Source organism: Bacteroides sp. AM37-9 (genome assembly GCF_003603455.1).
GTDB classification, from domain to species: Bacteria; Bacteroidota; Bacteroidia; order Bacteroidales; family Bacteroidaceae; genus Bacteroides; species Bacteroides xylanisolvens.
Genome location: NZ_QTNF01000015.1, coordinates 54,280 through 80,001 on the forward strand (window position 1 = coordinate 54,280; position 25,722 = coordinate 80,001).

21 protein-coding genes are annotated in these 25,722 nt (G+C 41.5%); 3 read left to right on the forward strand and 18 right to left on the reverse strand.

What is annotated here, in order from left to right; genetic code table 11:
* Nucleotides 1-24 precede the first annotated feature (24 nt).
* The 11 genes from DW862_RS12235 to DW862_RS12285 all read right to left on the reverse strand — a co-directional run bounded on the left by DW862_RS12235 (nt 25) and on the right by DW862_RS12285 (nt 14,457).
* On the reverse strand, nt 25-444 hold the full coding sequence (locus tag DW862_RS12235; protein ID WP_120068456.1) for a DUF1893 domain-containing protein: 420 nt from the start codon (nt 442-444) through the stop codon (nt 25-27).
* Nucleotides 445-452: 8 nt separating this feature from the next.
* A complete protein-coding gene (locus DW862_RS12240; protein ID WP_004314340.1) occupies nt 453-1,856 on the reverse strand; it encodes an aldo/keto reductase in 1,404 nt (467 codons plus the stop codon).
* A 19-nt stretch (nt 1,857-1,875) separates the two neighbouring features.
* Nucleotides 1,876-3,384: a 4Fe-4S binding protein gene (locus tag DW862_RS12245; protein WP_120068459.1), complete on the reverse strand. Its 1,509-nt coding sequence runs from the start codon at nt 3,382-3,384 to the stop codon at nt 1,876-1,878.
* Nucleotides 3,385-3,573: 189 nt separating this feature from the next.
* Entirely contained in the window at nt 3,574-4,044 is a 471-nt protein-coding gene (locus DW862_RS12250) for an MBL fold metallo-hydrolase (RefSeq protein ID WP_118219261.1), read from the reverse strand.
* A 156-nt stretch (nt 4,045-4,200) separates the two neighbouring features.
* A complete protein-coding gene (locus DW862_RS12255) occupies nt 4,201-6,825 on the reverse strand; it encodes a carboxypeptidase regulatory-like domain-containing protein (RefSeq protein ID WP_120068463.1) in 2,625 nt (874 codons plus the stop codon).
* 124 nt (nt 6,826-6,949) lie between these two features.
* Nucleotides 6,950-7,924 carry a FecR family protein gene (locus tag DW862_RS12260; RefSeq protein WP_120068467.1) on the reverse strand — a complete coding sequence of 325 codons (975 nt, stop codon included), beginning with the start codon at nt 7,922-7,924 and terminating at the stop codon, nt 6,950-6,952.
* A 173-nt stretch (nt 7,925-8,097) separates the two neighbouring features.
* Nucleotides 8,098-8,406, reverse strand: coding sequence for a helix-turn-helix domain-containing protein (locus DW862_RS12265; RefSeq protein ID WP_120068471.1), 309 nt, complete (start codon nt 8,404-8,406; stop codon nt 8,098-8,100).
* Between the two features lie 24 nt (nt 8,407-8,430).
* Nucleotides 8,431-8,982 (reverse strand): RNA polymerase sigma-70 factor, encoded by a 552-nt coding sequence (locus DW862_RS12270; protein ID WP_120068474.1) that lies wholly within the window; start codon nt 8,980-8,982, stop codon nt 8,431-8,433.
* A 100-nt stretch (nt 8,983-9,082) separates the two neighbouring features.
* Entirely contained in the window at nt 9,083-9,328 is a 246-nt protein-coding gene (locus tag DW862_RS12275; RefSeq protein WP_120068477.1) for a DUF3098 domain-containing protein, read from the reverse strand.
* An 11-nt stretch (nt 9,329-9,339) separates the two neighbouring features.
* Nucleotides 9,340-12,474 (reverse strand): DUF2723 domain-containing protein, encoded by a 3,135-nt coding sequence (locus DW862_RS12280; RefSeq protein ID WP_120068481.1) that lies wholly within the window; start codon nt 12,472-12,474, stop codon nt 9,340-9,342.
* Nucleotides 12,475-13,353: 879 nt separating this feature from the next.
* Complete coding sequence (locus DW862_RS12285; protein WP_118195851.1) at nt 13,354-14,457, reverse strand: tetratricopeptide repeat protein; 1,104 nt, start codon at nt 14,455-14,457, stop codon at nt 13,354-13,356.
* 253 nt (nt 14,458-14,710) lie between these two features.
* Between DW862_RS12285 and DW862_RS12290 the strand changes: the two genes are divergently transcribed.
* Nucleotides 14,711-15,331: an HAD family phosphatase gene (locus DW862_RS12290; RefSeq protein WP_117808871.1), complete on the forward strand. Its 621-nt coding sequence runs from the start codon at nt 14,711-14,713 to the stop codon at nt 15,329-15,331.
* 37 nt (nt 15,332-15,368) lie between these two features.
* Nucleotides 15,369-16,178, forward strand: coding sequence for an SDR family oxidoreductase (locus DW862_RS12295; protein WP_120068486.1), 810 nt, complete (start codon nt 15,369-15,371; stop codon nt 16,176-16,178).
* 150 nt (nt 16,179-16,328) lie between these two features.
* Here the strand turns inward: DW862_RS12295 and DW862_RS12300 are convergent, their stop codons facing one another.
* Genes DW862_RS12300 through DW862_RS12310 form a run of 3 tightly spaced genes read right to left on the reverse strand, consistent with a single transcriptional unit; the run spans nt 16,329 to nt 18,323 of the window.
* Nucleotides 16,329-17,057, reverse strand: a complete 729-nt coding sequence (locus DW862_RS12300) for a DUF6064 family protein (protein WP_120068489.1) — start codon at nt 17,055-17,057, stop codon at nt 16,329-16,331.
* A gap of 11 nt (nt 17,058-17,068) precedes the next feature.
* On the reverse strand, nt 17,069-17,554 hold the full coding sequence (locus DW862_RS12305; RefSeq protein ID WP_004318282.1) for a threonine/serine exporter family protein: 486 nt from the start codon (nt 17,552-17,554) through the stop codon (nt 17,069-17,071).
* A gap of 1 nt (nt 17,555) precedes the next feature.
* Complete coding sequence (locus DW862_RS12310; RefSeq protein WP_008775697.1) at nt 17,556-18,323, reverse strand: threonine/serine exporter family protein; 768 nt, start codon at nt 18,321-18,323, stop codon at nt 17,556-17,558.
* A 77-nt stretch (nt 18,324-18,400) separates the two neighbouring features.
* On the opposite strand from DW862_RS12310, the gene DW862_RS12315 reads away from it, so the two are divergent.
* Entirely contained in the window at nt 18,401-19,654 is a 1,254-nt protein-coding gene (locus DW862_RS12315) for an MFS transporter (protein WP_117808873.1), read from the forward strand.
* Between the two features lie 118 nt (nt 19,655-19,772).
* Here the strand turns inward: DW862_RS12315 and DW862_RS12320 are convergent, their stop codons facing one another.
* From DW862_RS12320 to DW862_RS12335, 4 genes are all read right to left on the reverse strand, one after another.
* Nucleotides 19,773-20,024, reverse strand: a complete 252-nt coding sequence (locus DW862_RS12320) for a hypothetical protein (protein WP_004309749.1) — start codon at nt 20,022-20,024, stop codon at nt 19,773-19,775.
* An 82-nt stretch (nt 20,025-20,106) separates the two neighbouring features.
* A complete protein-coding gene (locus tag DW862_RS12325) occupies nt 20,107-20,658 on the reverse strand; it encodes an RNA polymerase sigma factor (protein WP_165861914.1) in 552 nt (183 codons plus the stop codon).
* Nucleotides 20,659-20,834: 176 nt separating this feature from the next.
* On the reverse strand, nt 20,835-23,957 hold the full coding sequence (locus DW862_RS12330) for a DUF6298 domain-containing protein (RefSeq protein WP_120068492.1): 3,123 nt from the start codon (nt 23,955-23,957) through the stop codon (nt 20,835-20,837).
* 30 nt (nt 23,958-23,987) lie between these two features.
* Nucleotides 23,988-25,670 (reverse strand): thrombospondin type 3 repeat-containing protein, encoded by a 1,683-nt coding sequence (locus DW862_RS12335; protein ID WP_120068497.1) that lies wholly within the window; start codon nt 25,668-25,670, stop codon nt 23,988-23,990.
* Nucleotides 25,671-25,722 lie beyond the last annotated feature (52 nt).

A 25,722-nucleotide genomic window follows, 5' to 3' on the forward strand; every position in this document is an offset into this window, starting at 1 on the left:
TTTCGTGTTTCAGTTATCTCTTTCTTACTTTCTACTTCTAATTTTTTCCAGGAAATCGCGGATCAGCGGTAATATTTCTTCTGCTGATTCCACTTCGCTACACATGGTTTCTACTGGACATCCTCCTGTACGGTCGCGGTTCCAGATAAAAGCAACTTCCTGCGCAAAATCGACTTTCACATCTGATTTCCGGAATAGCTCCAAAGCCTTGGTACTGATAATATCCGTATATAATTCTTCTATACCACCCAGAATCATCAGGGCGGCAGCTCCCTTGCCAACCACTTTGTCGGCAACCAAAGCTCCTTTAAGAAACTCCGGTTCCTGTGTTAGCAAATCATAGAGATCGGCTACGCCACGTTGAGTGAAAGTGCGGATTTTTCCTCCGTTGGCAATGGTACAGGAATATCCTCCTGTATGTAATAGATTGATTAATTCTTCCATCGTTTCTTTTATAAAGTACCTTGTTTCAATTGTTCTACAAACTGGTCTATCCGGTGCAGTTCTTTCGGAATATCAATGTTTTGCGGGCAATGAGCCACACACTGATTACAACCGATGCAATGGCTTGCCTGACGAAGTTTGGGCACGCTACGGTCATATCCGACAAGAAAAGCGCGTCGGGCTTTCGCATAATTTTCATCCTGTCCGCTTCTGGCGACATTACCTTCATTGACACAACGGTTGTAATGCAACAATACGGCAGGTATATCCAGCCCATACGGACATGGCATACAGTATTTGCAGTCGTTACAAGGGATAGTAGGATATTTCAGCATTAATTGTGCCGTTTCTTCGAGGAATTCTTTTTCTTCATCTGTCAATGGTTCCAAAGGAGAATAAGTGCGGAGATTATCCTGCAGATGCTCCATGTAAGTCATACCACTTAATACAGTCAGAATATCCGGGAATGAACCGGCAAAACGGAAAGCCCAGGAAGCGACACTGCTTTCCGGACGACGTTGTTTGAGCCGTGCCACCAGATTATCGTTCAACTTGGATAGACGTCCTCCCAAAAGTGGTTCCATAATGATGGCAGGAATCCCCCGTTTGGCCAGTTCGCCATAGAGGTATTCCGCATCCGTATTTCGAGTATTGGTCTCTTTAGCATGTTTCCAGTCTACATAATTGAGTTGTATCTGTACAAAATCCCATTTAAATTCATCGTGTCGTGAGAGCAGATAATCATATACTTCAATATCGCCATGGTAAGAAAATCCGAGATTCCGGATACGTCCGGCTTCACGTTCTTTAACCAGAAAATCAAGTATTCCGTTATCCAGGTATCGTCCTTTAAGGGCTTCCATTCCTCCCATGCCGATGCCGTGGAGCAACATATAATCAATGTAGTCGACTTGTAGCTCCGCAAACGATTTGTGGTACATCTTGAGCGAGGCTTCGCGAGACCACGTATCAGGAGAGAAATTAGACAATTTGGTAGCGATGTAATATTTATCACGGGGATGACGACTCAATGCAATACCTGTTGCCTTTTCGGAAAATCCTTGTACATACGCCGGAGATGTATCGAAATAGTTTACTCCGTGAGCGATTGCATAATCTATCAATCCATTGACGGCATCCTGGTCGATAACTTCACCATTACCATCGGGAGCAGATTTGAGCGGCCAACGCATACAACCATATCCCAAAAGTGAAACACGGTCACCGGTGGTTGGAGATGTGCGGTAAGTCATTTTATCGGTGGGCACCTCTCCTTCTCCTGTTGCGCTACTTGAAGAAGTAGTCCCCTTTGAAGAGCATCCGTATAGCAACCCGGTCGATGTGGCTGCGCTGATACCTACAATCTTAATGAAATCTCTTCTATTTATATCTTTCTTATTTTTTTCTTCCATAATCTTATACTGATTTAGATCAAATAATTCTGTGCATCTGGTGTCCGCTCACATAAATGGCGCTGAAAGGACGGGACGGACAAAGGTTTTCACACGCTCCGCAACCAATGCATTTTTCTACATTCACTACCGGAATTTTTAGAGAATCCGCTTTGTCAGGATCGGAAGCCACCATTTGTATGGCACCTGTCGGGCAATGGCGGGCACAGTTGCCACACTCCATTCCATCCGTCAAAGGCACACAGTTCTCTTTAATCCATACGGCATGTCCGATCTGAATAGCCGATTTCTCGGCAAGACTGGTCAGATGAATAGCACCTGCCGGACAAACCTCCGAACATTTGGTACATTCAGGGCGACAATATCCGCGTTCATACGACATTTCCGGTTGCATCAATGTCATCAGATTGTCTGAAGGACGCAACACTTGGTTGGGGCAAACAGATACACATAATTGGCAGGCCGTACAATGTTGAGTGAAATTACGTGCGCTTAATGCGCCGGGAGGATAAATCGGATTTTCTCTGTTCGGGATCTTCTTATCCTCAATAGTGGCTAACCCGCCGTCCACTTTCTTTTCCTGTGCTTTCAGGACAGAAGTTGTCGCAAAGATTGCTGATGCCGAAAGGAAGCTACGGCGGGCATTATCAATCTGTTCGGTAGTGACAGCCTTTGCTTTCATATCTTCACTTGTAGCAGTTTCGTTTTTAGGTTTCCGTCGAGTGTATTTAATGGCTCCATGCTTACACTTTCCAATGCAATCCATACAAGCCACACAACGACTATAATCAATTTCATGAGCTTTTGAATTGATACACGATGCTTTGCAATTACGGGCACATAAACCGCAACTATTACATTTGGAAGTATCAATCACCGGTTTGAATATCGCATATTTGGATATAAATCCCAATACAGTACCCACCGGACAGATGGTATTGCAATACGTTCGTCCATTACGCCACGCCAGAATGAAAAGGACAATGAGAGTGACAACGGCAATAATCAGTGTTGAAAGGCTCTTCATCCATACATCTACCTCATAAAAAGCATAACTATCCATTCGTTCGGCAAAGTACGCCAACAGGTTGTTTCCCCATTGCCATACCGGCGCGAAAAGGCTGGAAGCTATCCGTCCATAAGCACTATACGGAGCCAGTAAGATAGCCAAAGAATTCAGCCCTGCAACCATCATGATAATGAACATTCCTAAAACGCCATACCGCAACCATTTCATTGCCGATGAATAGCGGAACCGGTTTTTCTTTTGTTTACCGGATATCCACGAAACGATGTCCTGAAACACTCCCAACGGACAGATAACGGAGCAATAGATACGCCCGAACAGGAATGTAAGCACAATTAAAAACAATACGACACCTATATTCAAGGCTAATAAAGCCGGCAGAAATTGAATTTTCGCCAACCATCCGAACCATGTGTGCAATATACCCGTAAAGTCGAGAAAAAGCAGGGTAATAAGCGTAAAGCACACAATGGCGGCTGAAAGTCTGATAGTACGTAGCATAAACTTTTTTAATTTTCAATTTATAGTAGTTATCTCTAAATGTCCAAAACAGTCAGGATTGAACCATCTGTATTTCAACGTTGCAAATTTAATCAGTGAAATTTGTTTTTCAACTATACAGATTACAGAATGTTTTACCAATTTTACTGATAAATAGAAAAGAAACGTTTAACCGTATTAGGTGAAGAGCTATTTTTCTAATGTCACGACCTCTCCGATCTCCGGAATCAATACATTGAGGTAATCTTTATTCTTCATCTCTTCTGCATTCTTCAAAGGCTCGTCCCAACGATGTTTGGCTAACGCATATTTAGAATGATGTACGGTCAGGACTCTCTTCGCTTTTAAGTCTCTGGCTGTCTGCGCCATATATTGGGGCATGAGGTGAATTAAGCTCCACTCTTTGTCGTATTGCCCGTTTTCGAGGATTGCAAGGTCGATATTGGGGAAGCGGTTGCCTATTTCCGCATAATGTGTATCATACCCTCCGTCTCTATAATTAGGAGATTTCATGACTCTCTCCAGCCGTTCCCCGCGAGGAGTTCTGCCGAAGCTGGGTTGATTGATAAAAACAACGACTGACACAGCCAGCAACGCTATTACAGCTAATATACATCCTACAATCATACGTGTTCTGAATTTCTTGAATATGATACGCATATAATTAATGACTAAATTATTTCACGCAGCAAATATACAGGTATTCAGAGAGCCCGTTAGTATATAGATTACAGATTGTTATACCATAATTACTGAAAGCAGTTGTCTGTTGGGTGTCAGTCTATTGTGTGAACAAACCTTTTCTTATTCAGTGCTTTAGAAATAAATTTTGTAGCTGATGTTCGGAATCAATCCTGACCCGTCTTTTTCTTCTACTACGCTTGTTCTTTCATTGTATTCATAGAAATGCATTCCGGTGCGCATACCTACATTCAGTATCTTTAGAGAGAACTTGTGAGACACTCTTTTCTTATTGATCCGGAAGCTGATAGAGACATCACCATTAATGGAAGGATTGAAACGTTTGGTATATGCCTTGCTTTCGTCAAAAACGATGTCGCGTTCTTCCTGGCTTTTTTCTTCATCCACAGGAGTGTAGCGTCCCCCTCCCTGAAAAAACAGGCGTCCGTTTATACTTAATACATTTTGTTTGAGCCTGCCGACCATCCATTCTTTTCCGGCGAGCAAGTTCACTAAATAACTTTTGTCCAGTCTTGTATTTCGCCAGATACGATCTCCTCCCCTATACTTCGACTTGAATAATGAACCTGTAATCATATAGTAGAAGCCATTTTTCATATACTGCTCCAATGTTATATCTATTCCATAGTTTTTCGCTGTTCCGGTGCTTGTCAGGATCCGGTCTAAATAGAATTCTTCGTAATTAATAATCGAAAAGGAAGAATTCTTTTCCACCGGTATGTGGAACAGGTATTGATAATAGGGTTCTATTTTCAGATGCAGACTTTGATTAATATTCCAGTCATAAGTAAATCCGAAATGATGTGCCTTAGAAAAATCCAGGTATCGGTTTGATTCCTTTTTACCATTGATTATCTGTTCGACAAAATAATAATCGAGCCTTTCCCTATGGCTGTGCAAACCGTAAGCTACCGCTAAAGAATGTGCAGGATTTATTTCCCATTTGAGCGCGACTCTCGGTTCTATCGACCAATTCTTGTTTAAAGTAAAGTATTGTCCGGTAACTCCCAAACTGGTTGTCAGGTTATTGCTCAAGTTGATTACGGAACTGCTATACGCCGAAAGAACTGTACTTTCTCCACTACCTTTCGAAAGCTGCTCCATGGGTTGGTTTAATCCAAAATAAGGACTGACCTTATAATCAAGATCATATTTAAGTTCCGTAATGGTAATCCCCGTTCTATTGGTGTGCCTCGAACTGAATTTCTTGTTCAGATAAGAATTGAACACAAAATTCCATCTGCTGTTTTGAATATCTCCCACTTGGACAATGGTTCCATCGTCAGTCTGTAAGTTGACTAGTGAATGATCTTTCGAATAGGTTGCAGATAGAGACGAACGGATATAGGTATTTTCATTAATTACATATTTATGAGTTAGCCCGCCTGCCAGTTTATCCAGTTTGTTAGATCCCGACGACCGGTCTCCCATCGTTTCCCATTCGGAACGATCCAAAACCTCTGCCTTGTTCCTGTCGATCAATCCTAATCCCCAGATCGAAAAGGTTCCGGCTTTACGTGTGGGGAAATTCAGTTTAAAGGCTAAATCCTGATATTTCAGGTTGATGTCATTGCCCGACGCCAGCGAGGTAGTGGAAAAACGGTAATTAATCAGGTAGGAACTTCCCCGCTTTTTATTGATAGGACCTTCCGAAGCCAAATCTATCCCCATGAGTCCGACTTGAAAAGCGTGTTCGTACTTCTGATTATTGCCATTTCGCAGATGCATATCGAAAACTCCTGATAGGGCATTGCTGTATTCCGCAGGGAAAGCTCCGTTGTAGAAGTCGGAGTTGCCGATGACTTGCGTACTCAAACCGGACAGGAATCCTCCGCCCAAACCTGATAAATCAGCAAAATGGGTAGGATTAGGTATTTCAATTCCCTCTAGTCTCCATTGGGTAAATTGTGGAGCGTTTCCCCGGATGGCAACCGCATTGGTACCGACATCTCCCGCTACTCCTGCAAATGCAGAACTCAACCGTGCAGGGTCGTCAAAGCCATTGGCAAATCGTGACGCTTCTTCGATACTAATCATACGACCTCCTGTGATGGCCATCGGGTTGACAGTCCGGTCTTTTTTTATTTCCGGTTTGACAAGCACTTCTGCCAAATCCTGTACATTTTCATCCATTGGAATCTCTATAAATACTTCTTTGGAAGAAGTAACAGATACTTCGGTGATGATACTTGAACGATACCCCATAAAAGTTGCCTGAATATTATAACGCCCTACCGGGACATTATTAATCCGGAAATTTCCCCGTTCGTCAGTCGAACCTCCCCGCGAGGGATCTTCTGTTATACAGACGGAGGCATATTCTATCGGCGTATTGGTTTTGGAATCAACAACAATTCCTCTTATGGTTTGAGTCAGTTTTTGTGTATCATTGTTGGCGGGCTTTTGCTTGTTATCCTGCAAAGAGATAATAATATGATATCCTTTTATCTTATATGCATATCCCGTTCCTTTCAATAGTTGGGTCATGGCTTTGTCGACAGTTGCATTTTTGAGAGATAAAGAGTGCTTCTTTTCGATATCCAGCTTCGATTGTTCATAAGCGATGCTATATCCGGTTTGTGTCTCTATTTGTGCAAAAGCCTCTTTTAATGAGATCTTTTTATTTTGTATGGTAATCTTTTTTTCTTTATTCTGTGCAACAGTTGTAAGAGAGAGAAAAGTAAAAAATAAAAAAATGGCGAGCTTACCTGCTCTTTTCTTCGTATTTATTCGATTCATTATTCTATATTTGTATGTTGATACTTCATTTTACGTCACTTGTTGAATGAGGGTAGACATTTCAGAACTGGGAAGAGGGTCTCAAGCTACTTCCCGGTTCTTTTTATTCATAGGCTGTTTCTTTTTATGGTTGGGTTACTACTATTTTCTTTTCATACTGCTGATAATCAAAGCCGATTATATCTTTCAATATGTTTAGTATTTCATCCAGACTTTCATCTTTCAGAAACTTGACTGTATATCGTTTCGATGTGGGGATAGTTGCTGTATTATCAATCGTGGTGTTGTAGTGTCTTTCCAGGGTTCGGAATATTTCTCCGGCACTGGCATTGGTAAAGACCAGTTTCCCCACCATCCAGCAGTTGGTATCATTGGTATCTATCATTGATATATGGATGTCTGATGATTTTTTGTCGTATGTAAGCTGCTCATTGGGCTTTAGTATATGGGGAGGTTGGGACTGAACGCTCACTTCCACCTTACCGCTAGTCAATGTAGTAGTTATTTTCTCATCATTAGGATAGGCTTTCACGTTGAATCTGGTTCCGAGCACTTTCACCGAAAGTTGGGATGCTTCTACTATAAAAGGACTTGCGGTATCTTTTTTGATAGAGAAATAAGCTTCGCCGTCAAGCATGACCAGACGTTTATCTTTGGCAAAAGTTTCCGGGTATAAAATGGTACTTCCCGCGTTCAACCATACTTCCGAACTGTCCGGCAGGATTAGGCGTTTCTGCTCTCCGTAGGCAACGGATACTTCTATCATTTCGTTTTGGGGAGAAAGATAGTAGAACATTCCTCCTGCAAATAAAAACAAAGGAATAATAACGGCGGCAATACGGGCAAATTTCTGATAAGAAACTATGTTGGTGAGATGCTCCTTATTATATCCCGTTCTTAAATTTACCCGTTCCAATGAAGCATAAGTATTTGAATCGGCTTCTACGTCCAATTCATTCCAAAAATCCAGTGAAGCTTTAGCTTTCGCCTGCTGATTTTTATCTTTGATGATCCACTTCTGCACTTTTTCTTCCGTTTCGGATGGAAAGCGGGCGGAGAGGAACATTTTGATGATTTTACTGATATTACTTTTCTTCATTTTTGCTGCACTTTACTATATATACAGTTTGGTGGCAAAAAGCTCAATAAGAAAATAGAAGTTTTTTTGAAAAGTAATTATATAAAGAAAAAAGGTGAAGATATTACAAAAGTTTTCTTTGTTTAGACCTCTGTAACAGCACCACCTTGATATATACATTTTCAGTTTCGCGATTACATAATTGTGAAACTGATTTTACGTCCCAATCCTTGGAATATTTTAAATAACGTAGAAAGTTGAATATCAGTATGACCATTTTCAATACGCGATATATAACTTTTTTTTGTACCAATTTTAGCAGCAAGCTGCTCTTGTGTCATACCAGCCTTTAATCTTTCTGCTCGTAATTGTTCACCAATGATAAATGCTTCACAACTGTTTTCAAACTCGTAACGTTCTGCAGTTCCAGGAACTCCAAAATCTTCAGAGATTAAATCTTCAAGAGGAGTACATCCTCTTTCTTTCAACTTTTCATTATCCATTGTTTATCCCTCCTTTCTCTTTTTTTATAGTAGTGATACCAAAAAACATGAAATCACCTTCCGTATTTCTTTCAAAGCAAGGCTTAACTGGCTTTCAACATTTCTTTTGGTAGTATTCAGGCGTTCGGCAATCTCGGCATTGGATAGTCCTTCGTTACGGCTCAATGTATAAATCATTCTCCGTTGTTCGGGCATTCTTCCGACAAGTTTGTCAATCAGCATTTCCAGTTCCTTGGCAATAAGGTCTTCTTCGGAAGTAGAGCTATATTCTGTATCCTGGTTGTTGTTCAGATAGGCATCACACACATATTTATGTTTCAGGAAGTTGATGGCTGCATTTCTGGCAATGGTGTGCAAATAAGAATTGAATGATTTGGACGTATCAATGGAATGACGATTGATCCAAAGATTGACAAATAAATCCTCTGTCAGCTCTTCTGCATCGGGCTCCGATTTTATATATCCGTCAATGAATGTTTTGGTTTTGTTGTAGTATGCTATAAAAATAGTCTCAAAGGCCTTGTGATTCCCATCCTGAAAGGCCTCCAGCGTTTTTATATCAATGTTATTACTCATACTATTTCCCAACTTTCATTTCATTAGGACAAAAGAAACAATAATTTATCTTATATGAATGCTCTTTTTTGAAATATTAATGATATTAGGAGGATTTATTTTATTTTAATGGCCGGTAAAGAATACCAAATACATTCAGCAGATACCCCAACAAACAGATTAAAGGGGCAATACGTATGCGTGTTCGGCTAAATATATCAGGATTATAGGCGGCAAGGGTACTCCCCTCGCCGCTCATCAATATATATCCTGCGATAATCAATATCGAACCGCTTATTAAAATGATGTAATTCCTTCTGCTTAATACAGTTTTCTGTTCTTTCTCTTTTACTATTTTCGTTTTCATATTTCTTGAGTTTAGTTTTGATAATTCATTAGTTGAGCGAGTCGCATGTATTTCTCTTCAAACTGCTGATTACTCTGTTTATACCTCTCTTTATCCATGTCTTTCAGTAATTCATTACACTGATTCCACTGCCAGAACTTATACAGGCAATCTCGTTGAACCATCGCTATCCGGCTATCTCCCAGCGAGAAAGCCCAGTCGATATAATCTCTCGATTCTGCTATCAGATCACTCAATAAAGTGATCGCTTTCCCGCTTTCTCCTATGGAGGCATAAGCTGTGGCTATATCATACGAACCACTCTCGTATACTTGAGGTACATTATACGCCGGAATAGCTTGTTCGGCATACGCTAATACTTTTTGGGCACGGGCATTGTCTCCTTGTTTCACCAGTTCTTTAGCCAGTTGGGCAAAGAGCCTTCGGTGGGAGTAGCAGATGCGCATAGTCGTTTCGTCCAGATAAAGTCCCGGAGTATCTAATCCTCCATATTTATATCTGTTCATCACATTCTCGTAGAATTTCTCCGTATCTATTGCATATCCATTGTCCCCTTCCGCGTCTCCCCATTTTTTATAATTAAACGGGGTAAACCGGAATGCCAATCCTTCCTGGACAAAGTAATCATCAAACTTCAATTTAGTGGCATTTCCCACCGAGATAGCCATGTATAACGGACGTTCCCAGTTGCAGTTAGCCAATATTTCGAGTATGAGCAAATCTACTTTAGTCAGCAGACGCATGTCTTTCAGAGAAATAGATAGTTTATCCGGTATCGCATTTTTCAATTCTTCTCCTTTTAAATGACGAATGGCTTTAGGTAGCATCATTCCCGAACGAAGCACTGCATCCTTATCGATGTGAATATTTATCGTATCGGTAGGTATCACATGAAATTCCTGCTTCTCTGCAAATACCCAATGTTTCAAGATATTCTTTATCTCATACGGATCATCTCCAAAACTGTCACGGGCTTCTTCGGGATGCTTTTGATACAATTCTTCTATTTGTTTTTTCAACTCCGGACGAACGGCTACATATTCGTTCTTTCCCTCTTGATATTGATTTTGTTTCCAGCTGATCGGTAGTCCGGGAGCATTGTATAGAGGACATTGTTGCTGATAAATATACCAGTCGGTTTGCGCATAACTTAAGTTGCAGATGCGTGCATCTCTGCGTACCTCTTCCGTGTCCTGATTATGCCATAAAGGGAACGTATCATTGTCTCCATTACAGAATATAATCGGATTTCCTGTATCGGAAAGCGTCATTAGATAATTAGCCCCAAAGTCACGGCAGGTATATCGGTTGCTCCGGTCGTGATCGTCCCAAGTCTGGCTTGCCATTTGTACGGGGATGAGCAGGCAAAGCAGCATGAGTAAGCTGACCGGGAGGACTTTAAAGTGCTTCCGACGAAGCATGTCACAGCATCCGGCAGCTCCCATCCCGATCCAGATAGCGAAGGCATAGAACGAACCTGCATACGCATAATCCCGTTCGCGAGGTTGTCCGGGAGTCTGATTCAGATAGAGCACAATCGCCAATCCGGTCATAAAGAAAAGGAAAAATAAGACACTGAACTGTTGTTTGCCTTTCTTTCCACGTGCCCATTGCCAATAGATACCAAGTAGTCCTAATAATAACGGCAAGCCATAGAAAACATTGTGGCCTTTATTCTGCTGCAAAGATTCCGGTAAAAGCTTCTGATCTCCCAAGCGCAGATTGTCAAGCCAGGAAATTCCTGTAATCCAGTTGCCGTGTTCCGGTTCACCGCTTCCTTGAATATCATTCTGCCGTCCGACAAAATTCCATAGGAAATAACGTACATACATGTAGTTGAGTTGGTATGTAATGAAATAAGTCAGGTTCTCTTTTTGTGTGGGTACATCATTCGTGCTTCCCGACCATCCTTTATAAGCAGCAGCCAAACGATCATTCCACATTCGCGGAAACAACATATTTTGAGTGTAGCACACATTTTCTTTATAGCCGATGATTTTATACTTGCCTTCTTCTTTATCTTGTCGATATATGGCACTACCTTTTTCTGTTTTCACTTTGTAATAGTCTCCTTCGGGCACATACTCCGGTTCGGAAGCGTAGGTTCTTCCATAAAGTAAAGGGGCACTTTCATACTGTTCGCGATTCAGGTAGCTTTTGAGCGTGAAAATATGATCCGGTGCATTTTCATTAAGCGGTGTATTGGCATTGGCACGAATCAATATGACCGCATAAGTGGTATATCCTATGGTGAGCATGAGCAGGCACCATAAACCGGTATGTACTATGCGTTTTTTGAATCGGTAGATGGCTCCTATCAACAAAAACAGGACTAAAGTCAGAAAAATGATTAATCCTGTTTGGAAAGGAAATCCCAATACATTGACGAAGAATAGCTCGAACCATCCTCCCATATCAGCCATTCCGGGTATATAAACAAAGAGAATCAATACAATAAGAAGACCGGACAGCGCAATCGTTCCGATCACTCCCTTGAGTGATATTGCTTGGTATTTTTGGTAATAGAACACCAATACAATAGCAGGAATACAAAGCAGATTGAGCAGATGTACTCCGATGGAAAGTCCTATGATATAGGCTATCAGGATAATCCAGCGGTCGCCGGATATTGAATCTGCTTCGTCCTGCCAGCGAAGAATCATCCAAAAAACCAAAGCTGTGAGGAAGGAAGAGAAGGCATATACTTCACCCTCTACCGCACTGAACCAGAATGTATCGCTGAAGGTGTAAGCCAAAGCTCCTACAAACCCTGCTCCTAAAATGATAATTACGTCGGTCGTTGATAGCTTCCGTGCATCATCCGTAAGTATGCTTCGCACCAATCGGGTAATACTCCAAAAAAGAAATAAAATGCACCCTGCACTTAATAGTGCATTTAAAAAGTTGACCATGCGCGACACCTGCGAAGCATCGGATGCAAACTGGGTGAATAGATTCCCGACAAGCATATAGAAAGGTGCTCCCGGTGGATGACCTACTTCTAGCTTTTCGGCACACGAAATAAATTCGGGACAATCCCAAAAACTTGCGGTAGGTTCAATAGTCATTCCATACACAAAAGCTGCTATCAGAAAGACAATCCAACCTCCTAAATCGTTTCCTCTTTTAAATAATAAGTAACTCATTGTTCTGTCATTTTTTTGTTTGCAAAGTTACAGAACATGCATATATGATAAGTGTTTTTAGCCGGACAGATACGGACAAAATGATTCCGTAATTTATTGATATTCAGACTTAATAGAAGTCTAAATACAGACAAAAGCAGACAGCATATATATAGGGGAAATTTATTTATTCTGTAATTTCATTGTTTCTTCAATTTTAGCTTATTTCTGTACGGGTTTTCACCACAGAGGACACAGAGGGCACAGAGGTGAATTTTATTCATTACTTACGGTTTTGAGCATAATTGTGATGCGTAATCCCCTACTATAAAGTTGAAAAACGTAAAAACATCTGCCACCTGCAACGAAAAGCGTGTAATGTGCTAGTTGATAAATAGTTGGAACGTTGCAGATACCTGCGGCAGATAGGTTGCAGATACTTTATCTGCAACACAGTATAAACTTTACATAAGCTAATTCTTTAGGAGTGCAAAAGTTTATTTGAATACATAACTTCCTGTTTCCAGGCGGGGAATTATCGTTTCCTGCATTAGAAACTACAGTTTCCACGGTAGGAAACGAGAGTTCCCAAGGCGGGACACTACAGTTTCTACGTAAGGATACTGTCGTTTCTCCGTAGAGACACTACAAATTATCCATAGAGCCATCCCAATTATCCCATAGCTTTGCATAAAGGAATCAAGGCTTTTTCTTTGATTATATAACGTGTTGCAGATACTTTATCTGCAACCTATCTGCCGCAGGTATCTGCAACGCTCCAACTATTTGTCAACTAGTATATTACACGCTTTTCGTTGCAGGTGGCAGATGTTTTATGTTTTTTCAACTTTATAGTAGACAAAACTTTCATTCATTTCTGCACTGAAATAAATTTCTCCGTTAAAGTGGTGAAGTCCCCAGTGATTTAATAATATCTTCCAATGATTCTTTCGAGTTTATCAGCATCAGTTTCTCCGTTTTTATTCTGGAAATTCTTCGTGTTAGTGTTTCGGTAGTAAGTTTCATTAAATCAGCAAAATAAGCCGGTTGAACTCCTTCCCGTAGAAAAGCACATACCCTTAAATCTTCTTCCGTGAGTTTTGGACTTATCCCTTTCAATTTAGAAACAAGTCCATAGACATTCTCTTGAAGTCGCAGCAACTCTGTCCAGTCTTTCTCGGAGAAAGAAGGGATTTTAGAAGACAAAACATTCCGTTCCTTAAATTGCCGTACTTTTGAGACAACCGGAGAACTTTCATAGATATGTAACTGAAGAGACTGATACTTCTCTTCGAGATGATTACATCGCAACATCAGCTTATCCGATTCGACATCTTTCTTCAGTATTTCCTCTTTGAAAAGATTCAGTTGGGAAAGTGCGTGCCGGTTTTTCTTCCAGAGTAGTCCAAGCAACAAAGACATCACACCAAACATACCTAAAGCAGAAGACAGAATGACCGAAGAATCACTTTTGTTATCATTTAATATCAACTGACTGGCGTATGCCTTTCTTTCCATTTCCAGTGCTTCATCAAAGTTACCGTATTTCTGATAATAAAGACTACATCGTTTGCATATTTTTGCCAGATGATCGTATTCCTCTGTTTCTTTGGCAAGTTTGATTGCCTCTTTAAAGTGGATTTCTGCATCCTCTTTCTGTTCCAAATCACTTTCTACACAGGCAAGATAATAATATACTTTAGATTTTTGATATTCATCACCGTGTTTCTCATAATAAGATGCCGCCTGCCTAATCTGCTTATCAGAGGAATGAGGAATGTTTTTATCCTCGTTGAGCTGGGTACACAATAAATTATACTCTGCCAGTTGAGCCTCATTCATTTGGCTTGACTGAATAGTCTCAAGAATAATGGATGCTGTATCAGGGTCCTGCTCCATCAGTTGCGCAGCCTTGTCCAGCCCTTGCTTCACGCTCGTCCCTTCCGGATGACAGGCAGCCAGTGAAAGGAGCATCATATACAATAAAATTCGAAGATTATTCATAACTCTATTTTTGTCTTTGCAAAGGATTGATTGGATTTGCAAATATAAAAAATAATCGGCATTTATGCTTCTATAAGTTACACAAAATATAGTGACGCTATCCTGTTCTTATAGTGACACTATCCTTGCTAAATGGCGTCACTATCCTGACAGGATAGCGTCACTATGTTTTTTTGACAAATATCAAGCCGATGCGGGCTATTAATTAAGAAGATAAGCCGTATCTTTGTAGCAAACAAGAAAATTATATATCATGATTAAAAACATTGTATTTGATTTTGGAGGAGTGATTGTAGATATTGATCGTGACAAAGCGGTTCAGGCATTTATCAAACTGGGACTAGCAGATGCTGATACCCGGCTGGATAAATATCACCAGACCGGCATCTTTCAAGAACTGGAAGAAGGAAAGCTAAGTGCGGATGAGTTTCGGAAACAACTGGGGGATTTATGTGGCCGTCCATTGACGATGGAGGAAACCAAACAGGCATGGCTGGGCTTTTTCAACGAAGTAAATCTAAATAAGCTCGATTATATATTGGAATTGAGAAAGTCCTACCATGTGTATATTTTAAGTAATACCAATCCTTTTGTTATGTCGTGGGCATGCAGCCCCGATTTCTCATCGAAGAAAAAGCCGTTGAATGATTATTGTGACAAACTATATTTGTCTTATCAGGTCGGTCACACGAAACCTGCACCGGAAATTTTCGAATTTATGGTGAATGATTGTAATATCATTCCTTCCGAAACATTATTTGTAGATGACGGCGCTTCAAATATCCATATAGGCAAGGAACTCGGATTTGAAACGTTCCAACCGAAGAATGGTGCGGATTGGCGGGAAGAAATGACTGCTATCTTGGAGAAATGATAATTGAGCAGTTAGTACCATACCGCAAATAAAAAATATGCAACCACAAGTCATACTTATCACCGGAGCATCTTCCGGATTTGGCAAGATTACCGCTCAAATGTTATCGGAACGAGGGCACATCGTTTATGGAACAAGCCGGAAACCTTCCGAAGACATGAATCAAGTAAAGATGCTTGTTGTCGATGTCACCAATTCCTTTTCCGTTTGTCAGGCCGTAGAGCGGATTCTATCGGAACAGGGACGGATTGACGTATTGATTAATAATGCCGGAATAGGTATCGGCGGTGCATTGGAACTTGCCACTGAAGAAGAAGTGAATATACAAATGAATACAAACTTCTTCGGTGTAGTGAATATGTGTAAAGCAGTTTTGCCATCTATGAGAAAGGCGCGAAAGGGCAAGATTATCAATATCAGCTCTATCGGTGGTGTAATGGGAATCCCCTATCAGGGATTTTATTCTGCTTCGAAATTTGCAGTCGAGGGATATAGCGAAGCATTGGCTTTAGAGGTTCATCCGTTCCATATAAAGGTTTGTGTAGTAGAACCGGGAGATTTCAACACCGGATTTACTGATAACCGGAATATCTCCGAACAGACAAGACTGGATGCCGATTACGGAGAAAGTTTTCTGAAATCATTGGGGATTATAGAAAAAGAAGAACGTAATGGATGCCATCCGCGGAAGTTGGGTGCTGCCATCTGTAAGATAGTGGAACGTACCAATCCTCCTTTTCGGACGAAAGTAGGTCCATGGATACAGGTATTGTTTGCGAAGAGCAAAAAATGGTTGCCTGATACAGTGATGCAGTATGCCTTACGGATATTCTACGCAATTAAGTAAACGATACTATATATAAAAGAAACTGTTCCCAAAGTTCCTAAAAGAAAAATCGTCCTTACTACAACCTATCGTAGTAAGGACGATTTTGTAAAATCAAGGCTTTTTTGAACGGCCTCTTTTTTTGATTTGAATATCTTCTATGTGGCCGGATTAACCCTTCGGAACCAATTCCAAAAACATGGTAGTAGTCAGCAACACGGCCAGTCCGACGCAAACGCTTATCAACAGCCAATTGATATATTTTGCTTTCGGCTTGGTGTCGGCATGCAGATTATTCAGGAAATATTCCCTAAAGAAAAGATACAGGCCGGGGATCGTGGCACTTGCCAATAAGAAATCTTCCGGAATCTGAAAGAAATAAGTTTTGGATAATCCGATCAGTGACCAATGGCAAAGGAACAATACCAAAAACATATTGACCTTTTGCGCAAACAGCAATAACAATCCGATGGTAAACACCACTACCGAACAAGGCATGACCGGAGAAGTCATTTCTGGGAATGAAAGTCCGCGTGCCAATGAAACCAAAGGATATATAAAAGGCATTGCTAACAGCACATAAGACAGTAGATCATATTTGTGGGTACGTTCAAAGGTAGTATATCCCGTAATCGCATCCCATATCCAAATGATAGCCATCACACCCCAAAACATAGCCATTACTCCATTATAACTACGCTCTTCACAGTAGATATAATAGTAGACCAGAGAAATCCACGTATACAGACCTATCATATAGAACTTCATCGCCATTTTCACCCACGGACGTGGTCGGTCGATAAGCAATCCGGTCAATGCAATACCAATCAGAATGATAACTATCTGTAACAGCCAGGTAGCTGAATTATAATATGCAATTGTTCTCCAAAAAATCTCCATAAAAGTTCGTTTTAGTGTCTTGTTAATGAAAAGGCTCTATGTGGGAACAGGAACATCGGGAACGTAGCTCCTACCGCCAACATGAAAATCACTGTGCTTGCTATCAGAGTATTAGAGAAGAACATCGACATAAACTTGTCCAGCTTATCCGGATCATTCACATTTTGCAGACACATGATAAGTGAAAATACCATGTTGTATGCAAACTTTCCCGGAATCATAGGAAGTAACGCCGGAATGTACAATACTGTCATCGGGCAATATACCTTTTTCCCTAACCACAAACTACCGAAGCCGATGACTAATCCGGCAAACAACGAACCTGTGGCAATATCCACGCCTAAATAGGTCATCAAACAAAAACGACAGGCGTGTCCCAATGCTGCCAGTATGGCAATCATCTTGAATGCACGCAAAGGAGGATCGGAAATTGCACCAAATCCTATACCTGCTACTGCTGCAAAAAATCCATCCGTAAGAATGTCAAGTGCTATCATATCAAATTAAACTGTTTTTTACCATTAATAATGTGAAGGAAAGTCCGATAGCGATGCTGACAATCAACAAAGAAGCCTCTGTCAGACGGGCAAATCCTGTTAATACATATCCCTCCACTATATCAATCACGCCATTAATCAAGGGAACCCCAGGCACAAGATAAAGCACGCTGGTTGCCATGGCAATCTCCGAAGTTGTATCGAAAATCAGTGCGGTAGAAGCACACAGGGAAGCAACAAAAGCCGAAACAATAAATACAACATAATGATTGATCTTTTTCGCCTGCATTTGTTGTTTCAGGTAGAATCCTGTAATGGTAGCCGAGAACACGATTCCCATCGAAATTAAATCACCGCCGAATAATTTACAGAAAGAGGCATTGGCAAATCCTACTAATAATAATACGAAAAGAGAGTGTATCCGCGGAGCAGAAATGATCTTCTTGTATTTATCTTTCAATTCTTCCAATGACAAATGATTGTCTACTGCTTCCCAGCTCAATGCGCTTAACTCTGAATTATGTTCAAAACTGATCGGGTGTGCAGGAATGTCTATAACCTCGTTACAAGCTTCGTTTGTTTCTTTGTCTATAATGGTCAGAATGATGTTTCTATGAAATACGCTTAATTTGACATCTAGTCCGAAAGCCTCTCCAATACGCTTTGTGTTGCGTACCACCCGCGAGGTGTGTACTCCGGCCCCCATTAAATGGGCTGAATATTCTGCAATAAATTTACCTATGGATAATAAAGATTCGCCTGTCTTCATGAATATGATATTTTTAAATCGGGCGCAAAAGTACAAAAAAAATAGATACCTTTGCCGCGATTAAAAATAAAAAATGCATGAATAACCAATTTACGCATCCTAAAGAGAGAATACGTTTTGCCATATTGACTTTTTTCTTTGCCCAAGGACTTTGTATGGCAAGTTGGGCCAGCCGAATCCCTGATTTCAAAGACGTTTTTGCCGCAAATTATGCTTTCTACTGGGGACTGATTTTATTTATGATCCCTGTCGGAAAATTTGTCGCGATCCCCTTGGCTGGTTATCTTGTTTCGAAGTTAGGAAGCCGGAGCATGGTACAGGTCAGTATCCTGGGATACGCTTCATCTCTGCTTTGCATCGGGCTGGCTCATGAGGTCTATCTTTTAGGCTTTCTGCTCTTCTGCTTCGGGGTGTGCTGGAATTTGTGTGATATATCATTCAATACACAAGGCATTGAGGTGGAACGTATCTATGGTAAAACCATTATGGCCACTTTTCATGGAGGATGGAGTCTGGGGGCATGTGCAGGAGCACTTATCGGCTTCGTAATGATTTTGGCAGGAGTCTCCCCCATCTGGCATTATACACTGATATTTATTATCATCCTTATAATTGCACTTTCCGGGCGGAAATATTTGCAGGAGAGCACACCGCAGGAAGCGGAAGTTTCTGATACAAAGACGCAGGAAAGAAATACAGCCAAAGCTCCCAATGGTTTTCGCCTGTTATTTCAAAAACCGGAAATGTTGCTTTTGCAGTTAGGACTTGTCGGACTGTTTGCGCTGATTGTAGAAAGCGCAATGTTCGACTGGAGTGCCGTTTATTTCGAATCAGTGGTTCACGTACCTAAATCATTGCAAATCGGTTTTCTTGTATTTATGATTATGATGGCAACGGGCCGTTTCCTGACTAACTATGCTTATCAGCTTTGGGGAAAGAAGAAAGTCCTGCAACTGGCGGGCAGCTTTATCTGCATCGGCTTTTTTGTTTCTGCCCTGTTAGGAGGAGTTTTCGAATCTATGGCCATGAAAGTAATCATCAATTCTTTAGGTTTCATGCTGGTCGGCTTGGGAATATCCTGCATTGTGCCTACTTTGTACAGCTTCGTGGGAGCCAAATCAAAAACACCGGTCAGTATTGCACTTACCATTCTGTCAAGTATCAGTTTTATAGGTTCGTTGATTGCTCCCCTGCTTATCGGTGCCATCTCGCAGGCGTTCGATATCCGTATCGCTTATATGATTATCGGCATATTGGGTGGATGCATCGTATTAATTGTCAGTTTCAGTAGTGCTTTCGATATTCAGGAATCCGGCGATAAACCTGAATAGAACAAATAAAAAACGCAGCCTTTCACAGTGTTTAAAATTAAACCTCCTGTGAAAGGCCGCGTCAATCTTTTAATGCCTTAACTAACCTAACTACTTTATCTTAACTATACTAACCTATCTACAAAATACCCGAAAAATCTTTTATACTACTAATAATCCTATCTTTCAATTCGTTATTTTCAACTATTGAAAAGCCACAGTCTACATTTGCCGGAGCCAATAATACAGCTTTAGCTTCTTCTGCATCTGCCATCTCTTCCGGGTGCTCTCTGAAATAAGTTTCCCATTGGGAAGCTGATTGCGGAGTTACCCCCAGCACATAGTTGATAAAATCATCATCCGTCAAAAAATCCATTACCTTTGAGCACATATCGCATCCTTTTTAAGCGTTTACATAAGTAGGACGGCGTTATCCTGTCTATGTACTCAACCCATTTACCTTTTTACTAAAATTAACTTGCCAGACTACGCAACTTTGTCAATCCGCGATGCATCAAGTTGCGTACAGACTGATAATTCATATTCATAATCTCGCAGATATCTTCGTATTTCTTTTCTTCTATATAATATAATGTAAGCGCTTCACGTTGGCGGGGAGATAATTGATCCAGCAGACGTCTAACCAATGAAAATTCATTCTTGCGTTGCTCTTCTTCCATATAATCATCTTCTACATCTGTAGGAGTGGATATGCTAACTTCTTCTACTGCCGTATCAGTCATATACATACGTCTGCGAAGTTCATCACACAACTTATTCTTTAAGGAGATGAATAAATAAGATCTCAAATTATCGATTGTTCCTAATTCATCTTTCTTTGTATAGAGTTTCACGAAGATGTCATGAATACAATCTTTCAGTAACTCTTTATCAATGGTCAACTTCAATCCGTAATTAAAAAGGACGTTGATGTGCAAGTTATACAGCTGTGAAAAAGCTGCCATGTTTCCCGCTTGAAAAGAAGCGAGCAAAGTGTCGGTTGAATGATTAGTCTGTTCCATCATAGCATTAATTCGATTGATTTGATGTTGCAAAACTAAGCAGTATCGACCGCAACGTTAGGTAAAATCTGGTTTGTGGATTGAAAAAACAAGTATCATGTTTTATAACACTCTTTTACTAGAAATTACCAATAAAAAGCAAAAATCCCGCTGAATGGTCTTCAACGGGATTCTTTGCTTTATAACTTATGGAACCAATAAATGCCTTCTTTCTTATCTGGCATCTTTAGATTGTATAAGCCATTTATTTTCAGTGATTTATTTATCGTTTCAATCTTTCCGGAAGCAGGATGAATGTACTTTAATACATACTTTCCGGACGATAATTGAACAGGAATTTCTGTTCCAGACTTGGAATAAATGATACTTCCAATATCAGATTTTACCATTTTCTTGTACTCATCCGTATTTGTTTCTTCCACTTCCATGGCTGCTGCATCCTTCAGGAACGCTTTATCTGTGCACGGAATTACAGGACATGAACCTCCTGCCATGAATACAGCCCATCCCATAGCCGGATAATTCTGTGCGTAGAATGTCACTGCCTTTTGAGGAAATTTCTGACGATACTCATTGACAGCTTTATATGCTTCTGTGAAAGTCACCTTTCCCACTTTCATCTTACGCATGTGCTGACGTGGCGCCATATTCTTTCCACCTTCCGGCGCAAAGATTCCATCCGTTTTATAATGCCAGTATCGGATATCAATAATATCTACTACGGCAGCACGTTTAGGATCTGCAAGGATTGCATCCTGTACGTCTTTCGTTGTACTCAATGCCACTTTTGCTTTCTTTCCGGTTTCAGTTTCCCATTCGGCTATCACGTCCAACCAAAATTGTACGAAGTGCAACGGGCCTGTAAATTCGGCGCTTGTCAACTGAATAACATTCGAATTGTCCGCGAAGTTATTCAGGCATTGGCGGATATATTGTCTGTGCAATTCACGACGGACAGGATGACTGATATCATAGAACATATCCGCTACAAAGATTCGTTTGTCTCCGGCAAATGGAGCAGGTTCAGGAAATCCGGTCTGATTGATGTTATTGCTGCTTCTCCATGGAGAATCTACCCAATGCGCACCGGCTTCCAATATATTGTGCTGGAAATAGTTTTCATGGAACAACAGCAGTCCGTCCTTATTTCCTTTTTCTGCAAATTCTTTTAAGCGGCTCCAGTACCATGCATTAGGGCGTTTCAAATCATATTTGCTCAATCCTTCCCATGCTGTTCCCTGACCGCTACGACCGAATGGCTGTTCATAGAAAGGTCCCCATACATCGCCATCCCGACGGCGAACCCGTTCGTGGTCATCCCGGCGACGATCATACCAAAGACCGTAATTCTGATCGAAAACAAGAATGTTTTTCTGTTTCATAAAGTCGACTACAGAATCAATGCGGTCGGTTAATCCCAATCCTTCGCGTCCCGGCACAAAGCGGGTGATGGCCGGACTTGCCTTTTTCAGATAATTGGTTTTGAGCTTTCCGTTCCACCAAGGGGTGGTATGACTACCTCCAACCAATAGAGCTCCGTCCATCTGAATACGTCCATTGGTTACAGTTACTTCCGGTTGGGTTAATAATTTAGCAGCAGAAAAAGAAGAAGAATTTGAAAGTGCAGCGCTCTTTTTCTCTTTAATATCATCAATTGATTTTACTCCGGTTGATGCCACCGAAGGAGCAAACTTATTATCACCTATCCAATGTTCCAACGTCAACCGTGAATTATATGCTTCTTTAGCGAGTTCCATAGCTACTTCCACTGTAGGACTACTGGTTGCACTTGTATTTCTGGGCAGAATACGTGCACGTTCTGCACATTCTTTGTTTAACCGTTCTTCCAATTGAGCATAAAAAATACTGCGAGGTTGTACATGATTGTTGGATTGTGCCCATTCACCGTCACCGGAGAATTGTGCCCAACAACCGTATGCACGGTTCATCGCATCTTTTGCCGGGGCATAACATTCGATTTCCGCTGCGGTACATTGCCAAAACAAGCTGTTTGCCGTATTCCAACCGGCTCCGTTTTTATCTTGTCCCAAATTCTTGAAAGTCAGGTTATGACCGTCGATATTTACTACGTCAAACAACAGTCCGCACGCCCAGGCATCAATAGAACCACTGAATCCCAAAGATTCATACGAATCACATTGTACAAAAGCGTTGGGACCGGCTGCACAATATCCGGCAGCAAAGTCATGAATACCCTGTTCCGAATAGCAGCGTTGAAATAAAGTTTGTTGTCCCAGCGTATGGAAAGTGCAACGACGCATCCCTCCGATTTCTGAAACGGGTTCTTTCGAGATACAGTCTTCAACGGTAATTTTGGAACCTGTACGCTGAACAATTACAGCACTTCCTGCAAAATGCTTGAAATTAACCAGTCTCACCCAACAGTTTTCCGCATCTTCAATGGAGATACCTGTCCAGCAATGATCCTCGTCTTTAGGATAACGTTTGTCGTAATCAGAAATCAGTGTCATATTTTCTACGCCACAATCGTGAATACGTCCGTTCCATTGATAAGTCAACAGGGAAGAAGTTCCATAGTTAGCATCCAAAGCTACGGTTAGCGGAGTATCCAGTGTTATCTGGTTGCCGTTTACTTCGCAGACTGTTCTGTCCCAAGTCAGATCCATGTCACCTTCTTTCCATCCCAAAGCACTGATACCTCCTCCAAAAATATCACAACCCAAAGAGGCAATCCATTCTTTGCCGGAAGGACGGGTAACCATGACACGGTCTCCTTTTTTCAGAGAAACACCCGAAGCGACTTCCAATGTTCTCGCGTTTACCGGAACATAGTGGGAAAGCACCTTCAATGTGTCTTGTACATTCAGGTCATCCATTCCTTCCATGTAGATAAGCGCACCTCTGTCCACGCCCTTTTTCAGCAGTATTGTTTTTTCTTTATCCGTACCTCGCAATACAATTCCGGATGCGGAGATACGAATACTGCCGGACAGGGAAAATTCTCCCTGATCGAGTAATACGGCTCCCCGAAAACCTGAAGCGTCAGGAGTCAGCGAAGCTACATAATCAATGGCACGTTGAATACGCGCAGTATTATCTCCGGCTTTCCAGGGTACAAACACCACATTGCGGACAGAAGGAATATCCTGTTCGGAGGATTTATATCCGCATGTAGAGAAATCGAGAATCCGGTTTTCCCGATCATCATTCAGGTAAGTGATCTGGTCATTCTTAACCTGTAAAGCAAAGGTTTGCGCATAACTTTGCACAAACCCAATGCTCAATAATCCTAAAAGGATCGTTCTTACTTGTATATTCATTACAATAAACTTTAATCTCTTTTCATCCGGTTACAACAGACTTTTCCGTTTAGACAATGTATCGTAATTGTTCTTCAAGTCTGTCCAGTCTACCTTCTTCTTGGTGTCTATGCCATTGATGTATTTTTCAATATTAGTATATCCGTCACCGTTGCAGTCCATGTTTGCGTCAGCCGGGTCGTTCGGATTCAATCCGTTGGCCGTTTCCCAGGCATCCGGCATACCGTCGCCGTCCGAGTCTACTACCGCTTCACCTTTATATTCGGGCAGTCCGCCTACCTGACGAATATCTGTGATGATACCTTGCTTGTAAGAATCAGCCGGTAACCGTCTCTTCACGTAAGGAGAGACAAACTCCGGTGCATCTTTCGCATAAATGGCCTTTCCTGTTTGTACGGTCTTAATGACACGTGCATCTACTGCGTCGCGTTTCGGAAAATTAGCTCCTACATTATCTAATACAAAGGTATAAGCTTTTTTGGTATCCATTACAGTTACCGGTGGCATTTTGAAAGCCTCGTCCGATTTAATTAGCGGCAGAAACTTTGCGGCGTCCACGTCTTCATTAAGCTGTACGCCTCCGTCCCAGTTATCTTTTGTAACTTTGGCATTGCCATGGATAATATTTCCATTTACGTATGCTTTTCCGAATGAAAGCGGTCTATTTTTGTCACGTCCTGCTTCCGGTTTGAGAATACGATAAGAAATCGGTTTACCTATCGGAGTGATCGGACCGGGTTTGAAGTAGTTGTTTATCATATTGTAGAAACTGTTGTGATCGCCTCCGTCTACGGAACGGTTCCACCAGTTGAAAACAACATTATTGACGAAGTTAAAATCGCCGTCCATACCTACCGAACTATTCCGGCTGATGTTGGAAGCAAAGAGATTACGGCAGAACATACTGTTATGCCCACCGATGGTTGCACCGAAAGCATGATTGTAGGTATCCAATGCTTCAGAGAAAATAGAATTCTGGATGGTAATGTTTACCGTCGGAAGTTTCAGCCCGTGTCCGTCTGCCCCTCTGTTGTATACATGACGGTAGATAGACATATTTTCATCCAATCCCCAACTGGCGGAGCAATGGTCTACCATAATATTTCCAACCGCATTCCCTCCTACTGCATCATCACGGAAAGCTACGTCCTGCGCACCGCGGCGGAAGCGCATGTGACGAATCACGACATCGTGTGTATCGATCAGGAAAGATTGTCCGGTGACGCAGATACCATCTCCGGGAGCTGTTTGTCCGGCAATCGTTACATAAGGGGCACGTACGCTAATCGGGCTTTTCAAACGAATCACTCCCGCTACATTGAATACAATAATACGTGCACCTCCCGTTTCGCAGGCTTCGCGTAATGTTCCGGGCCCGGAATCTTCCAGCGAAGTGACCACGATCACTTTACCTCCACGACCACCTGGAGTATACATGCCTCCGCCTTCCGCGCCGGGGAAAGCCGGGATATTACTTTTTATCAAATCTTCGGGTTTGGAGGCCCAAGGCTTATAGGGACGACCTTTCTTTGCTTCTTCTAACACTGTCGGCAAAGCTTTTTCCCATGCCGCATCCGATTTCCGTTCAAACTCCGCTTCTTGTTTTGCTCCTCTTGCTTTTACCGAGTCCGGAATTACAGGATACTGGGCTGCCACAGGTAGTACACAGGCAACCAGCATCCACGCTGATAATACTTTCTTAATGTTGTTCATTCTTTCGAATCTTAATTAGGTTTCTAAAAGGACGATTAAGAAAGCATTTTGT